Here is a 16,297-nt window from a genome sequence, read left to right as displayed (position 1 = left end):
CCTGCTGCGGCGGGACGGCGCCTTGTTGACCGAGGGCGTGGACTACTTCTTCAGCTACGACTCGCTGAACAACATTGCCCGCTTCACGGCCGCACAGGGCATCTGGACTAGCGGCAGCAGCTATACGATCACCGTCAACAACAGCGTGGGCGGCGGCATCCAGGACATCGCCGGGAACACGATCAAGCCGAACAATCTGCAGGGCGAGACGAGCTTCCTGGTGAATCTGGCGACCGCCGACTTCGGCGACGCTCCGGATCCGGATTACCCAACGGTGATCGCCAGCCAAGGCGCGGTCCACGTGTTGTCGCCGACCGTCTTCCTAGGCGCCGGCGTGACGTCCGACAACGACGGGCAACCGAGCAGCGGCGCCACCGGCGATATCGACGACGGCGTGCAGTTCGCCAGCCAGTTGTTCGCGGGGCAAGCCACGTCGGTCGTGGTCAACGCCTCGGTCGCTGGCAAGCTCGACGCCTGGGTTGACTTCAATCGCGATGGCGATTGGAACGACGCCGGCGAAAAGGTGTTCACGAACCGCTCCGTCATCAAGGGCAACAACCTGCTGACGATCAACGTGCCGGTGGATGCCGTGACCGGCGAGACCTTCGCCCGGTTCCGCTTCAGCACTGCTGGCGGGTTGAACCCCACCGGACTGGCTCAGGACGGCGAGGTGGAAGATTACCAGATCGATATCGCGTCGGCCGCGGCCTACTCGATCGTGGTCACCAGTCCGGAAGGCAAAGAACTCGGCAAGGACATTGACGGCCGCTATGGCGTCGGTCCGGGCAGCGAAGTTCAGATCAACGTCTATGTCGACGACCAACGGCTGCTGGCCTCCGGCGGCGGCGTACGAGCGGCATTCGCGGATCTGGTCGCCAGTTCCAACACGCTGGAATTCATCGCGGCGTCCCTCAAGTACGGGCCGACCTTCACCACGTCGCTCGCGGGAACGATCAATGTCGCCGCCGGCATCGTGGACGAGGCGGGCGGCGTTGGCGCGAATCCCACCGGGACCGACAGGCAACTGCTGTTCTCGGTCCGCGGACGTATCAAGACGAACGCGGCGGTCGGATCGGTGGTCGACCTGACAACCGACGCGGCCGATGCTCCGACGCATACGACACAACTCTACGGTAGCGACACGCCGGTTCCGCCGGCCTTTGGGTTCAGCTCGCTGGTCGTGCTGGAAAACCCGTACAAGAATCCGGCAAACGCGTTCGACGTTAACAACGACGGGATTGTCAGCGGCCTGGACGCTTTGGTGCTGATCAACCGGCTCAACGCCAACGGCGGCCCGGTGAATCTGCCCATTCCGGTCACCACGTCGCAGCCTCCGTATTACGATCCGACGGGCGACAATCGGCTCACGGCGTTGGACGTGTTGCAGGTGATCAACGAGATCAACCGTCGCACGGCCGCGGCGCGGGCACAGGAGTCACAAGGCATCCAAACGCCGACTCCGACGCCTTCGTCGTTCACCAGTTCTCAAGTCGTCGCCGCGACGACGGATGCGAACGTCATCACGCCGGCCTTTGCCGGGGCGTTCCTGCCGACGACGTTGTCGGTCGCGAACAGCGCTCCGGAAGCCGAGCTGGCCGTGGACAGCCTGTTCGCGGCGGACTTCGACGACGACGATCAGGCGGTCGGCGTGGCCGTTTCTGACGACGTCTGGGCGGACGACACACTGACGGAGGAGATCGCCGCGGGACGTCCCCGCTCTGCGGCGCACGCGGACGAATTGGCCAGTCTCTGGATTCATGAAACTCAAGACTGGACAAGTTCGGCACGTGAGACCATCGTGGAAAAGAAGCACTCGAAACGTTGGCTTTGATTGACACCTCGCCTCCGGGCGATTGGGGCCCACCTAGGCAACTGGCATCCTAGCGCAAGAACACCATGAAGAAGCAATTGATTCGGAAGTCCGCTCGGGCACGTTGCCCGTTCGGAACGCTGCAAGGCCGTTCGGCTGCTGGACGCCGTTTTGCCGGTGTGGAACAACTCGAAGAGCGCTCGCTGCTGGCCGCCGTCGGCGTTGGCCCGGGCGTCGGCGGCAATAACGCGCCGCTGATCTTCGATTCCTGGCGGAATCCGCTGCAGCCATTGGACGTCAACGGCGATACGCGGATCACGGCGCTCGACGCCTTGCGCGTCATCAACGCATTGAACGACGGCGGTCCTCGGCAGTTGCCCCCCACGCCCGGGTTCGGCATTCCGATCGGCGGTGGTGGCACGGTTGTTCCGCACGGTGTGCAGCCGTTGGCGGATCAGAAGGCGAACTACATCGACGTCAACGGCGACGGCCGGCTCGCGCCGATCGACGCGCTGCGCGTGATCAACAAGATCAACGCCGCGGCTGGCGAGCAAGTGCGGATTCGCCTGGAAGCCACGGACGTGGCCGGCAACGTCATCACCACGACGCCCGTCGATTCCGATTTCCAGATTCGCGGCTACGTGCAGGATCTGCGGGAAAACGCCGAAGGCGTCTTCAGCGCCTACATGGACATCCTGTACAACCAGGCGGTCGCTTCGGCCGAAGGCACGATTTCGGCAACGACGTTTGATCCGCTTTACCGCACGTTCTTCGACGGCAATACTTCCACGCTCGGCTTGGTCAATGAGATTGGTTCCGCGGCAACCGACATTTTCAACCCGTTGGGGCCGACGGAACGTCTGCAATTCACTCTGCCGTTCCATGCGGACGCTGGCGGCCTGGCGACGTTCACGCTTGAATCCGCCGACACCGATGGTTACGACATTCTCGTATTTGGCTCGGACACTCCCGTACCGTCATCCGAAGTCGAATTCGTCAACACGATTCTTCTCGTCGGCGAGTTCCCGTCGGCCAGCATCGACGATCAAACGATCACCGAAGGGGACAACGGTACGCAGCAAATGGTGTTCACCGTCTCGCTGTCGGCGCCGCCGACGTTGCCGGTAACGATGGATTTCGCCACCGTGAACGGCACCGCGACTTCAGGCCAGGACTTCAACCCGCTGTCTGGCACGCTCACGTTCCAAACAGGCGAGCAGTCGATCACCATCAGCGTGCCGATCATCGGCGATCTGGCACAAGAAGGGACGGAGACGTTCACTGTCAATCTGACGAACGTCACCAACGCCACGGTGACCAAAGCGATCGGCGCCGGTACGATCATCGACAACGAGATTCCGCCCGTCGCCGTCAACATCAACGACGTTTCGATCGCCGAAGGCAACGCCGGCACGGTCAACGCAGTGTTCACGGTGACCTTGGCGGAAGCGAGCGACTCCGAAGTACGCGTCAATTTCGCCACCAGCAGCGGCACCGCCTTAACGGGCGCGGACTTCACCGCCACGAATGGCGAAGTCGTGTTCGCCGCGGGTGAAACGAGCAAGACCATCAGCGTGCCGATCGTTGGCGAGACGCTGTTCGAAGACAACGAGAACTTCAACGTCACGCTCAGCGGCGGCGTGGGCGTGTTGATTCAAGACGGGACCGGCGTCGGCACGATCACCAACGACGACACGGCGCCGGCAATCAGCATTGCGGACACCACCGCCAATGAAGGGCACAATATCACGCTGAACGCGGCGTTCACCGTGACCCTCTCCGCGCCGGCGGGCGTGCAAATCAACGTGGACTATGCAACCCTCGCCCAAACCGCCACGGCGGGGATCGACTTCACCGCCACAACCGGCACGGTAAATTTCCTGCCGGGCGAAACCAGCAAGACCATCCTGGTACCGATTCTGAGCGACGCCATCGCCGACGCCGGCGAAACTTTCGCTGTCAACCTGGCGAATCCATCGGCCGGCACGATCGCCGACGCCCAGGGCATCGGCACAATCCTCGACCCGCCGAGCGACCTGGTGCGCATCCGCTTTGCAGCCACCGATACGAACGGCGCTCCGACTACCAATGCCTTGGTGGGAGAAAACTTCTTCGTTGAAGTCTATGTGCAAGATCGCCGCGAGAACGCCCAAGGCGTGTTTCAGGCCTATTTGGACATGTTTTTTCCACAGTTGCTCGTGCAGGCCGGCACGTTTGAGGAAATCCAGTTCGGTGAGAAGTACGGCAACGGCAAGAAGGGCGATTTCAGCACACCCGGCCTGATTGACGAAGCGGGCGCGCTGGACGGCATTGATCCCCTGGGTCCGGACGAACAACTGTTGTTCCGGACGCAGTTCACGGCGCTGGCCAACGGCGTGGCGCGGTTCGTGGCTGATCCGGCCGACGTCGATGTGAACCAAGTGTTGGTTTACGGAATTGACGATCCCATCGATCCGAGCCAGGTGTTGTATGTCGGCACGGTACTGCAGATCGGTCCGCCGCCGAGCGTGTCGGTGAGCGACGCCACGGTGGTCGAAGGTGGAGAAGCGGTCTTTACCGTCACGCTTTCGAACACCACGTTGACCGACGTGGTTGTCAATTTCACCACGTTGGATGGCACGGCGATCGCGCCGGACGATTACGCCGCGACTACCGGCTCGATCACCTTCGACGCCGAAGGGGCTTTGACCCAAGAAATTCGCATTCCGATCGCAGCCGACACGGTCGATGAAGACGATGAAACGTTCACGCTGCGATTGACGAGCGCCACCGGCGTGCCGATCGCCGACGCCGAGGGCGTCGGCACGATTCTAGCCACGCCCCCGACGGCGAACATCAATGACATCGAAATCGTCGAAGGCAACGCTGGCGAAACGACCGCTGTCTTTACCGTCACGCTGTCAAAGCTGTCGGAGATTCCGATCAGCATCGGATACTCCACCATCGGCGAATCGGCCACGAGCGGCATTGATTTCGTCCCCACGTCCGGCACCCTCGATTTCGCTCCGGGAGATTTGGTGAAGACCATCTCCGTGCGGATCAATGGCGATCTGGTCGACGAGCCGAATGAGACCTTCCAAATGGTACTCGGCAACGCGACGAACGTGTTGATTGGCAAAGCGGTCGGCGTCGGGACCATCCTGGACGACGAAATCTCGCCGGGCAGTCTCTCCGGGTATGCCTACTTCGACAGCAACAACAACGGCGTCAAGGACGCTGGCGAAACTGGCCTGGCGAACGTGTTCATCGACTTGCAGGGAGTCGCCTTGCAAGTGCCCGTGTTCCAGTCGACCATCACCGGCCCAGACGGGTCATATACCTTCCCGGGGTTGCAGCCGGGGCGGTACATCATTCGCGAAGTGCAGCCAGGCTTCTACGCGGACGGCCTCGACGCCATCGGCACGCAGGGCGGCCTCAGTTTCAACGACGAGTTCCACATCGAATTGGGCGAATCCATCGACGGGTTCGGGAACAACTTCGGCGAAGGCGGGCTGCGTTCACAGTTCCTGGTCAAGCGGTTGTTCCTGGGCTCGGCGCCGACGGACGGCCTGATCACCGGACTGAGCGTTTCGGCCGGCGACATGTGGTTCTCCTTCGACCGCGGCTTCAGCTTGTTCAATGTGCAAGCCACGTCGAATACGTCGCGGCCGGTCTACATGACGTTGTACGACGCCCAAATGCACGTGATCGCCACGACGACGCCGTCCGGCTTCGCCGCGCTGCAGGCGTCAGGCTCGCTCGGCAGCAATTACTTCCTCCGCGTCGGCGGCGGCAGCCTCGATATCTCGCTGTCGTTCGATGTCGTAGACGCTTCGGCCAACGACCTGGCCATCGAGGACGAGTTCCTGCTGGATGTACTGTAAGCAGTACATCACCAGCCCGTAGCGCCAGCGAGGGAGAGTGGACGTCGATCAGAGCTAGATGCAGAAGCTCTCACCGACGTCGATTCCTCTGGGATTGCGCTACGGGCTAATTACCTCTCAAGCCCGCATCAGGCAACTGGCGTCGCGAGGCCGCATTCGCTAGCTTAGCGAACGTATGCCCGCCATTTATTCCCATCGCCTTACGGTGCAGCCGGACGAAATCGATCGCCTCGGGCACGCGAACAACCTGGTCTATCTGCGTTGGATGCTCGACGCCGCCGTGGCGCATTCCACGGCGCAGAGCTGGGATTCTAAGGCGTACGAAGAGCTTGGTGCGGTATTCGTCGTGCGCTCGCATCAGATCGAGTACTTGCGGCCGGCGTTCGCGGCGGAAGAAGTCGTCGTGCTCACCTGGGTCGCGTCTTTTCGACGCGCCAGCTCGGTTCGTCGGTATGAAATGCGGCGCGCTAGTGATGGAAAGGTGCTCGCCACCGCGGCGACCGAATGGGCGTTCGTCGATCTTGCCACACGGTTGCCGACGCGGATCCACCCGCGCGTCCTCGCGGCCTTTGAAGTAGCTCCGGACGGACCGCCGGAAGCGACTTGAGATGAACCATCGATCGCCCGCTACCACCAACCAAGTGCCTTCCCCACGCCAGCGATCAAAACCAGCGCGGCCACAACAGCGATTGCGCCGATTGCCCATGGCTGTTTGAGCAGCGAACCGGCGGCGACGTTGTCTTCCTTCGCCAGATCGACGTGGGACCTGGACATGGTCTGTAGGATCGAGCCGACGCCGCGGTGCGTGACCTTGTTTTGCGTGAGCACCATCGCGGCGATGCCGTCCTCTTCCTGAAGTAACCCTAGCAGCACCATCGCCGTGCCGACTAGCGGCAATTGCCTGGCATGGGCCTCGTCTTGAGCGCATTTCACGACGTTTTTGACGTGCGAGGTTTGCCGGAGCTTGCCGATCGCCATGTTGTGCGAACCGCGCTCGGCCAGTTTTTCCGTTTCCTTACCGACTTTTTTCAAGTCCGTGAGCAGTTGCTTGAACACGCGTTGGGCGTGACCGTGCCGCTCTTGGAGGAGCGCCAGCAGCACATGTTCCGTGCCGATGTAATCGTGCTCCATGCGTTTGGCCACATGGCCGGCCTGTTCCATGACCCAACGCGCGCGGGGCGTGAAGCGTTCGTACATGAGCGTGGCTCGGGCGGGCGAAGAGGAGACGGGTTCCGCGATCAGCGCTCTCGCTGCCCATTATCCTGATCGCGGCCCGAAGATCAATTCACCGCGCTACTTTACCGCCCTGCCAAAGGCATTCAACTAGCCGGAGTGGCCGGTGGGTCGTCCACCGAGTCTTTCGCCGGTGCGACGCGAATCGGACGATCGTGCCAATTCATACCGTGAAGTGCGGCAATCGCGTTCTGGGCAACGTCCGCCGACTCCATCCGCACGAACCCGAAGCCGCGGGCGCGACCATTCCGGCGATCGATGACAACTTCCGCCGACAGGACGGCGCCGAAAGGTTCGAATATCTCTCGTAGCGATTGATCCGTTACTAGCCAGGGCAGATTACCCGCATAGATTTTGAAAGACACGTCCCACGTCCTCGAAACAAATAGCCCAACGGCGCTCCGGCGGAACGCCACGCAAAAATAGGCGGATATGCAAACTACTGTCTATAGGTGACATCACCAATACACCGTCAAACTAGCGTCGCCGGTGCGCGATTGCCAGGGAAATTGCGATGAAAAGTCGCTAGGCGACGCTGGCTTCGACGGGCCGCGTCGGCTGCAATTCCTTCACGGCGGCGCGATCGCGATAGAAGCGATTCGCGAACACTTGCTCAATGCCGAGAATCAGGGCCACGAGCATCGCGAGATACGGAAACAACTCGCGCCCCACGCGCCCGAGGCTCAACTCGCGATTGATCTGGTCGCGGCTGCGCGCGAGTCGAAATGGTGACTCGCCGAATAAGCCCTTGAGCACTTCCGGATCCGCCCGCACCAACTCGGTATCACCAGGGGCCAGATTCACGCTGAAGCCGAGGTCGAGGCTTGCGCCCTCGCCGCCGGCATTCGCACGGAAATGCCCTGGATATTCCACCGAGGCGATGGCGATATTCCGATCCGCCTGATTGGCATTCACGCGGAATTGCTCGCCGCGCGGCGTAGTCAGCAATGCGGTGTCCACTTTCGCGCCGGCCGGCAACCGCAACACGGCGTCCTGCCCGGCGAGATAGTTGACATGCGCATCGGCATTGCCGCTGAGATAGAGCGCGATTTCATTGACCAGCACGAACGACGGCAACGGCGCGGCGCCGTAGTTCCAACGCGTGTCGTCGTGCTCGTATTCTTCACGCGACTGCGAAATGGGAGTGGAAAGCGCCAACACTCGCCCGTCGCCGATGATGCGTTCCAAGAGCGCCGGTTGGCCATTCGAGAATGGAATCAGCGTGCTGACGTCTTTCGCGGCGATCTCCCATTGCCAGTACCGGAAGACCGGAAAATCGATCCAAGGCAGCGAGCCGCCGCGCAAGCGAAACGGCGCCAGCAACGGATGTTCGAACACGTTCGGCGCGAGATACAGGTCGCCGTCCGGGTAACGGGCCTGCCGCACGAGTCGACCCGGCAGCAGATCGAGCGCCGCGTCGCTATTGAACTCGGCGAGCGGATCGGCCGACGGACCGACGAAGACGCCGATCCCGCCTCCGCCAAATGCATACGCATGCAATCGCTGCCAGGCGGGCGCGGACATGGCGTGAGGATCATTCAACAATACGGCGGCGTATCCTTCGAGCGCCTCCGATTGGATCTCGCCGAGCGCTTCGGTGGAGACGACATCGCAAGTAAACGGCGCACTGCCATTCTCGCGCATCGTCGTGGGCGCAAGCGCCTCGCTCAACATCAACGCCCGGTCTTCGAACGCCGGTGGCGCCGTGGCGATCAGCACCCGTTGCGCCGGACGAATTTCCGCGGTGAAATACCGCACATCGTTGGCGGACAAGGCGTCGGCGCCGGCGATGCGGACCTCTCCCTGATGCACGCCAGTAGGCAAGCCGCTGAGCAGAAATTCCATCCGCGACGCGCCGCCCGCAGTGACCGAAGCGGATTGCCGCCCGCGCAATTGCAGCTTGCCGGTGACGTCGCGGACATACGATTCCACGGTGCGTTCGCCGCCGTCGCCCACGGCGCGCAATTCGACGCCTAGCCGCAATGGCTTATTGATCGGCAATCGCTCGGCGTTCAGTTCCAACGGGCCGAGCGCAAAATCCTGCGGCGCCGTGGCGCCAACGTCGATCACATAGATCGCCGCGCCGGGGAGCGATTCCACGGCCTTGCGAGCGGTCGCCAGCGACTCCGTCGGAAAGGCAGCCTGCGTCAGGTCGGTGAACAAATAGATCTCTTTGCGTTCCAGTTCGCTGCGGGAAAGCAATTCCACGGCCGCCTCAATCGTCTCCGGCACGCCGCGCGTTACGCCCGATACTTCTAAGCGCGCAACGCGTTGTTGCGCGGCGGCCAAATCCACTTGAAACGACGGTGGCCCCGGCCGGGAATCGAGCACGGCCGCCTGGCTTTCATCCGGCAACTGCCGCAACAGCCATTCGCCGATCTCCTGGGCTTGCTCCAGGCGCGTCTGATTCTGCTGGCGATACTGCATCCGCGCCGAGGTATCGAACACCAGCGCCGCGGCCACCGGCGCCTCGCGATCGCCAATCCAAGCGCTCGAAGTCCGCACAAACGGCCGCGCCAGCCCGGCGGCCAACAGCACGATGGCCGCCACGCGCAGCGCCAAGAGCAGCCAGTGGCGCAATCGCATCCGGCGGCGATTCGATTCGCGCCGCTGTTGGATAAACCGCAACGCTGGGAATTCCAGCAGCTTCGGTTGCTGCCGCATCACCAAATGCAATATCACCGGCGCCGCAGCCAGCAGCGTCCCGCCGAGTAATGCCAGGTGAAGGAAACCCATGGGGATTAGGGAGTACCGCGATGGAATGAGGCTGATAGGGAATGTCGAAGTTCTAAATCTGAATGACGAATCAAAGTCGAATGCAGAAATGTCGAATGTTGCGAGAAAGAATGGCCTATCTGCGAGGTAGCAACGCTACACGGTAAGTGCCAGTTCGTTATTTGAATTTCAAATTTGATTCGACATTCAAATCTAGAATTTAGACCTTCCGTTAGAACCGCATCCGACGACTATTCAGATACTCCACCAGCGCCTTATCAAACGGCATGCTGGTGTCGATGGGGACGTAGTCGATGCGGCTTTTGAAGCATTCGCGTTTGTACAAGTCGCGGAAGCTTTTCAGTTCTTCCAGGTAATCGCGCCGGTATCCGGCCGCGTCGACTTGCAGGCGATCCAGCGATTCCGGCTCTTCGAATTCAATCAGCCCGTCGAATGGAAAGGCGACCTCAGCCTCGTCGAGGATGTGAAACACGATCACGTCGTGCCCGCCGTGATGCAACCGGCGCAGGGCCTGGATGATCGGCTCCGGCTCGTCGAGCAAGTCGGAAAACAACATCACCAGGCTGCGATGCCGGAGCATGGCGGCGAGTTGTGTGATGCTCTTGGCGACCTCGGTCTTGCCCGACGGTTTCAGTCGCGACAGGAGAGAGAGGATGTTGCCCAACTGCGTCCGTTTGGAACGCGGCGGCAAGCTGCTGCGGATTTTTTCGTCGAAGGTCACCAAACCGACGGGGTCCTGCTGGTGGACCATCAAATAGGCCAGCGCCGCGGCGAGGCAGATAGCGTAGTCGAACTTCGTCAGCTCCTGGCGGTACGTGTAGGCCATCGAGCGGCTCAGGTCCATCACCAGATAGCCGGTGATGTTGGTCTCCGCCTCGAACTTCTTGATGTAGTACTTGTCGGTCTTGGCGTAAACCAGCCAATCGATTTCCTGTGGGTTGTCGCCAGCCGTGTACTTGCGATGTTCGCTGAACTCCACGGAAAACCCGTGAAAGGGACTCGCATGCAAGCCCTGAAACAACCCCTTCACAATAAACTGCGCGCGCAAATCCAACCGGCCAATCTGGCGGATGACTTCAGGCTTGAGATAACTTTCGGCGGTGGACATGGGGGGAATGATGAATGCAGAATGATGAATGATGAATGTTCGGAGGCAACCATTCATCATTCTGCATTCATCATTTAACTACCTTTCAAACTTTGGAATCTCCGGCGTCGGGATCTCTTTCACCAGGCGCTTGATGACCTCGTCGTTGGACAGTCCTTCCGCCTGGGCCTGGAAATTCGTGCTGATGCGGTGGCGCAGCACGGGGATGGCGATTTTCTGCACGTCTTCGATGGCGACCGAGAACCGGCCTTCCATTGCCGCCAGCGCCTTGCCGCCGTGAATCAGGAACTGGCCGGCGCGGGGACCGGCGCCCCAATCGACCAGTTCGCGGATGAACTTCGGTGCGCTGTCGTCTTTGGGACGCGTGGCGCGGACCAACCGTGACGCGTACTTGATGATGTACTCGCTCACCGCCACGCTGCTGACCAGCTTTTGCAGATTGACGATCGCCTTGCCGGAGAGGACTTTGCGAATCTCTGGCTTTTCCCCTCGCGTCGTCGCGGCCAGGATGCGCTCTTCCTCATCCAGCGAGGGGTAGTCGACCTTGATATTAAACATGAACCGGTCGAGCTGCGCTTCCGGCAGCGGATAGGTCCCTTCCTGCTCGATCGGGTTTTGCGTGGCGATCGTAAAAAACGGGTCGGGCAACTCGTACGTCGTCTGGCCGACGGACACTTCGCGTTCCTGCATCGCCTGCAGCAGCGCGGCCTGCGTTTTAGGGGGCGTGCGGTTGATTTCGTCCGCCAACAGGATGTTCGTAAAGATCGGCCCTTCGACGAAACGGAAATTCCGTCGGCCGTGCTCGTCTTCATCCAGCACATTCGTGCCGGTGATGTCGGACGGCATCAAGTCGGGCGTGAACTGGATGCGTTTGAACTGGATATCGAGAATCTTGGCCAGCGTGCTCACCATCAACGTCTTGGCGAGCCCCGGCACGCCTTCCAGCAGGCAATGCCCGCGCGTGAAGATGGCGGCGAACAACTGCTCGATCACCTCGTTCTGGCCGATAATGACCTTTTGCAGTTCCTGCTGCATCAGTTGCCGGTGCAAGCTGAACTCCTGCAGGACGTCGCCGAGACTGCGGGATTTGGTGGCCAAGGGAGGTGTTCCTGGGAAGCCCAACGGGAGAACGACGGATTCGACCTCTAATTCTAGCAACTGTTTCGCGGTTGGCTGGCATTCGACGATTCAAGTTCGCTGTCACCGCTAAGCCCAGGGAAGGCCACCGCAGTCTCGGCCAGATGGACAGTCTGCGAGGGCCTTCCCTGGGCTTGTTCGAATCCGATCGCTTTCCAGTAGATTGCATTGAGGACGCCCTACGCGGGGCGTAAGATAAAGGAGTTCCCCCTCGAACGATGCCGCGCTAGGAGGCCGATCATGACGTTTCGCGGGATCATCGGTGCCGTAACGGCTGTGGCGGTCCTGTTGACGCCAGCCAGGACACTCTGGGCGCAAGCCCCGGACAAAGACCTCGATCCCACCGCGGTGAGCGAATCGATCGACCGCGGCGTCCGCTTTCTGAAAAGCGTGCAGGCGCCCAACGGAAGCTGGTCGGAATACGGCGGGCAGACCGGAGCGAAAACGGCGCTCGCAACGTTGGCCCTGTTGAGTTGCGGCCTGAAGAGCGACGATCCGGCCGTTGCCGCGGCGCTTCGTCATTTGCGCACACTGCGCCCGCGGCAAACCTATGCGGTGTCACTGCAGACTATGGTCTTCTGCGCGGCCGAGCCGAAGAAGGACATCCTGTCCGTGCAGGAGAATGTCCGCTTCCTCGAACAGCAACAGATTGCCGGCGGCGAGCGCAAAGGCGCCTGGGGTTATCCGGCTGGCCCGGGGGACAACAGCAACTCGCAGTTTGCGCTGCTGGCCCTCTATGAAGCCGAACGAATCGGCGTCTCGGTAAAACAGCAGACGTGGAAGCGCGCCTATGACTACTGGATGGCCGCGCAGTTGCCGGACGGCTCGTTCAGTTACATGAAGGGCGAAACGTTGCCCGGCACGGCCAGCATGACGTGCGCAGGGATCGGCGCGCTGGTAATTACGTCCGGCGAAGTCAACGCCGGTGACGCCGCGGTGAACGGCAACAACGTGCAGTGTTGCGGCAATCAGACCAACGACGATGCGATCGAACGGGCCGTAGCCTGGCTGGCGCGCAATTTTCAGGTCGATTCGAATGCCGGCGAATTGAACAACAAGTGGCTGCTGTACTATTTATATGGCGTCGAACGCGTCGGACGGTTGACGGCCCGGCGACACATCGGTGACCACGACTGGTATCGCGAAGGCGCCAAGTTTCTGATCGAGCATCAGAACAAGGTCGGCGGCGGCTCCTGGCAGCGGGACGATCCGACGCGCGTGGAAAGCGATGAGGTCATCGCCACGAGCCTCGCTTTGCTGTTCTTGTCCAAGGGACGGCGGCCGGTGCTGATGTCGAAGCTGGAGCACGAGCCGAACAGCGACTGGAACAACCACCGCCGCGACGCCGCGCATTTGACCAGTTACGTGGAAAAACAATGGCGGCGCGATCTCACCTGGCAAGTGGTCAATGCCGAGAAGGCCTCCGTCGACGACCTGCTGCAGTCGCCGGTGATTTACATCTCCGGACGCGAGGCCCCGGAACTATCCCAGCCGCAGATCGAACGACTGCGGCGCTATATCGAAGCGGGCGGGTTCATCTTCGCCGAGGCTTGCTGCGAAGGAAAAGAATTCGACGCCGGTTTCCGCGGCATGATGGAGCGGATGTTCCCGGAGGAGGAGTATCGCCTTCGCCTGTTACCGCCGACGCACTCGATCTGGAGCGCCGAGGAACGCGTTGACCCGGAACACGTGCGGCCGCTGTGGGGCATCGATTTCGGTTGCCGCACCAGCGTCGTCTATTGCCCTGAGAACCTGTCGTGCTATTGGGAACTCGACCGGCCGGAGCGACAAGACGAATACGACGAGACGGTCAGGAAACAAATCGCCGCGGCGAATTCCATCGGCATCAACGTGCTGGCCTACGCCACGGGACGCGAATTGAAATTTAAGGACGAGATTCCTTCCGTCGTCATCGGCGACGGCCCAGCCGATGCCGGTGAACGCGGCACGCTGCGCTTGCCGAACCTGATCCACGCCGGCGGACACGACGTCGCGCCCGGGGCGCTCTCGAACTTGTTGCGGTTCGTCTCGCAAAAATCGGGCGTCCGCGTGAGCACTGATCAGCGCGAAGTCAGCTTGAGCGATCCCAAGCTCTACAACTTTCCAATCCTGTTCATGCATGGCCGCAATCAGTTTCAACTGAAAGAGGAAGAGCGGCAACAGCTGCGCTCATTCCTGGAACGCGGCGGCGTGCTGATTGCCAACAGCGTCTGCGCCAGCGAGGCGTTTGCCGCATCGTTCGAGGCCGAAATGCGGGCGATCTTCCCCGAGCACGCACTGCAACCGATTCCGGGCGATCACGACATGTTCACCGGCACCTACGGCGGCTTCGAACTCCCGCAAGTCACGCTCCGTCGTCCCGCCAGCCGCGCCGCCGGGAGCGACCGCCCGGCCACGGTCGATTTGATCACGACGCCGCCACGCCTGGACGGCCTGCAGATCGACGAACGCTACGCCGTGCTGTTCTCGCGCTACGATCTGAGTTGCGCCCTGGAAAAACACGACTCGCTGGAGTGCGAAGGCTACACCCGCGAAGACGCGGCGAAGATCGGGCTGAATCTCATCATGTACGCGATGCAACGGTGAGGGGAGGATTTCGACGTTCGTCGTTCCCCTAATACTCCATCCTGGGCGGCGACGTCCTGGTAATCGGGACGTCGATCAGCCTCGGCCGGTCGCTGTGCCATGATTTTTCGAGCGCAGCGCTGAGTTGATCCGGCTCCGTGATGCGTTCCGCGTCGACGCCCAGCGATTTCGCCAGCGACACCAGATCGATTTCCGGCTCGGTGATTTCTAGCGACTCGTATTTGCCGGCGAGCGCGTGCGGCAACTGCAAACCGCGAGCGCCGACTTTGAGAATCTGGTACTGCGCGTTGTTGGCGATCACGAACGTAACAGGGATGCGGTGATGCGCGGCACTCCACAGGCCTTGGATGCCGTACATCGCGGCCCCTTCGCCCAGAATCGCAAGCACCGGGCGTTCCGGCCAGGCGAGTTTCGCGCCGATGGCGCAGCCGAGGCCCCAACCGAGCGCCCAGCCGCGATGGGCAAAGTAGCCGGTCGTATTGCGATGCGCGCCGAGCCGCTCCAGATACGTGTTCGTCGTCGTGACCGCCTCTTCAACCACGGCCACGTTCTCGGGCAGAACCCGCGCGATGCTGCCCATCATGGCGAGCGGCGTCAACGGACGTGCATCGAGCTGCCCGTCGAACTCGGCTTTCAACTTCAGGCGCTGAGCAGCGTGCTTTTCTTCGCGCGATCTTCGCCGCGACTGTGCTTGCGCGACCTGTGATTCATTCATCGCCGACGCCAAAAGCGCATCGAGTTCCGCAAGCCCGGATTTCGTGTCGCCCAACAGGCCGACGTCCACGGGGTAATTCTTGCCAATCTGCCAAGGGTCTTCGTCGAGGTGAATGAGGCGGATGTGTTCGGGGATTGCTCGTGAGGGTTCGTGATAGACGTACTGGCGGAGCAAATCCATGCCGCAGACGAGCAGGACGTCGAATTCGGCGAGACGTTCCCGTACCTCGGGCGACCAGAGCGGCAGACATTGGCCATAGAGTGGGTGATCGGCCGGGAAGCCGAGTCGGCCGTGCGTGGTGCCGGATTCCGAAATCGCCGGCGCACCGAGGCGTTCGGCGATCGCCACCAGTTCTTGCGTCGCGCTGCGTTCGACTACGCGGCTGCCGGCGAGAATGCCCGGGCATTTCGCTGCCGCCAATACTTCGGCCGCACGGCGCAACGCTTCCAGCGGCGGACGCACCCGCGCATCCAGTCGCGCCGGTACAGTGACGTCCAATTCCGCTTCTTCGCGTTGCACGTCGATAGGAATCGAAAGAAACACCGGTCCGGTCGGTGGCGTGAGCGCGACTTGGATCGCGCGCCTCAACGCGCTGGGCAGATCTTCGACGCGATCCACTTCGGCGGACCATTTCGTCCAAGGCCGCGCGACGCTCACCATGTCCGAGGTAAGAATTGGTTCCTCAAACCGCAAGCGTCGATCTTGCTGCCCTGCGGTTACGAGTAGCGGCGTCCCTTCGCGATGAGCGTTGTAGAGCATGCCCATCGCGTTGCCGAGCCCGCAACTGATGTGCAGGTTCACGACGCCGAGTTGCCCGGAGGCCATGGCATACCCGTCGGCCATGCCCATCACGGGCACTTCCTGCAAGCCGAGGATGTATTGAATCCGCCGATCGGCGACAAGCGCATCGTTCAGCGGCAACTCGGTGGTGCCGGGATTGCCGAAAATGTACCGCACGCCCGCCGCGTGCAGCATGTCAAGAAAGGCTTGGATTCCGGTGGTGCGCATGGGGCCAGTGTAACAGCGCGGTCGCGGAATGAATGACGAATTTCTAAATCCGAATGTCGAAAGAATGACGAATGCTTGAATGACGAATGAGTTGGCACAGA

Annotated in this window: 10 protein-coding genes; 4 read left to right on the top strand and 6 right to left on the bottom strand. The window is 61.4% G+C overall.

Features of this window, described 5'->3' with window-relative positions:
* The 3 genes from SGJ19_05490 to SGJ19_05480 form a co-directional block, all read left to right on the top strand.
* Positions 1 to 1,831: GEVED domain-containing protein (locus SGJ19_05490; protein ID MDZ4779686.1), on the top strand; the 1,831-nt coding region annotated here is incomplete at its 5' end.
* Positions 1,832 to 1,896: 65 nt separating this feature from the next.
* A complete protein-coding gene (locus SGJ19_05485; GenBank protein ID MDZ4779685.1) occupies positions 1,897 to 5,673 on the top strand; it encodes a Calx-beta domain-containing protein in 3,777 nt (1,258 codons plus the stop codon).
* 175 nt (positions 5,674 to 5,848) lie between these two features.
* Positions 5,849 to 6,280 (top strand): acyl-CoA thioesterase, encoded by a 432-nt coding sequence (locus SGJ19_05480; GenBank protein MDZ4779684.1) that lies wholly within the window; start codon positions 5,849 to 5,851, stop codon positions 6,278 to 6,280.
* A gap of 20 nt (positions 6,281 to 6,300) precedes the next feature.
* On the opposite strand, the gene SGJ19_05475 is transcribed toward SGJ19_05480, so the two are convergent.
* The 5 genes from SGJ19_05475 to SGJ19_05455 all read right to left on the bottom strand — a co-directional run bounded on the left by SGJ19_05475 (position 6,301) and on the right by SGJ19_05455 (position 11,785).
* Positions 6,301 to 6,870: a Clp protease N-terminal domain-containing protein gene (locus SGJ19_05475; protein MDZ4779683.1), complete on the bottom strand. Its 570-nt coding sequence runs from the start codon at positions 6,868 to 6,870 to the stop codon at positions 6,301 to 6,303.
* A gap of 122 nt (positions 6,871 to 6,992) precedes the next feature.
* Positions 6,993 to 7,271 carry an RNA-binding protein gene (locus SGJ19_05470; protein MDZ4779682.1) on the bottom strand — a complete coding sequence of 93 codons (279 nt, stop codon included), beginning with the start codon at positions 7,269 to 7,271 and terminating at the stop codon, positions 6,993 to 6,995.
* Between the two features lie 160 nt (positions 7,272 to 7,431).
* Complete coding sequence (locus SGJ19_05465; GenBank protein ID MDZ4779681.1) at positions 7,432 to 9,642, bottom strand: BatA domain-containing protein; 2,211 nt, start codon at positions 9,640 to 9,642, stop codon at positions 7,432 to 7,434.
* 211 nt (positions 9,643 to 9,853) lie between these two features.
* Positions 9,854 to 10,750: a DUF58 domain-containing protein gene (locus tag SGJ19_05460; GenBank protein ID MDZ4779680.1), complete on the bottom strand. Its 897-nt coding sequence runs from the start codon at positions 10,748 to 10,750 to the stop codon at positions 9,854 to 9,856.
* Between the two features lie 78 nt (positions 10,751 to 10,828).
* On the bottom strand, positions 10,829 to 11,785 hold the full coding sequence (locus SGJ19_05455) for a MoxR family ATPase (protein MDZ4779679.1): 957 nt from the start codon (positions 11,783 to 11,785) through the stop codon (positions 10,829 to 10,831).
* Positions 11,786 to 12,127: 342 nt separating this feature from the next.
* On the opposite strand from SGJ19_05455, the gene SGJ19_05450 reads away from it, so the two are divergent.
* On the top strand, positions 12,128 to 14,473 hold the full coding sequence (locus tag SGJ19_05450) for a DUF4159 domain-containing protein (protein MDZ4779678.1): 2,346 nt from the start codon (positions 12,128 to 12,130) through the stop codon (positions 14,471 to 14,473).
* Positions 14,474 to 14,501: 28 nt separating this feature from the next.
* Here SGJ19_05450 and SGJ19_05445 read toward each other — a convergent pair whose 3' ends face one another.
* A complete protein-coding gene (locus SGJ19_05445) occupies positions 14,502 to 16,196 on the bottom strand; it encodes a thiamine pyrophosphate-binding protein (GenBank protein ID MDZ4779677.1) in 1,695 nt (564 codons plus the stop codon).
* Positions 16,197 to 16,297 lie beyond the last annotated feature (101 nt).

The sequence above is a fragment of the Planctomycetia bacterium genome (assembly GCA_034440135.1).
Lineage (GTDB): Bacteria > Planctomycetota > Planctomycetia > Pirellulales > JALHLM01 > JALHLM01.
Note: the sequence above shows the minus strand (reverse complement) of the source record. Positions and strands in the feature narration are given on the sequence as shown.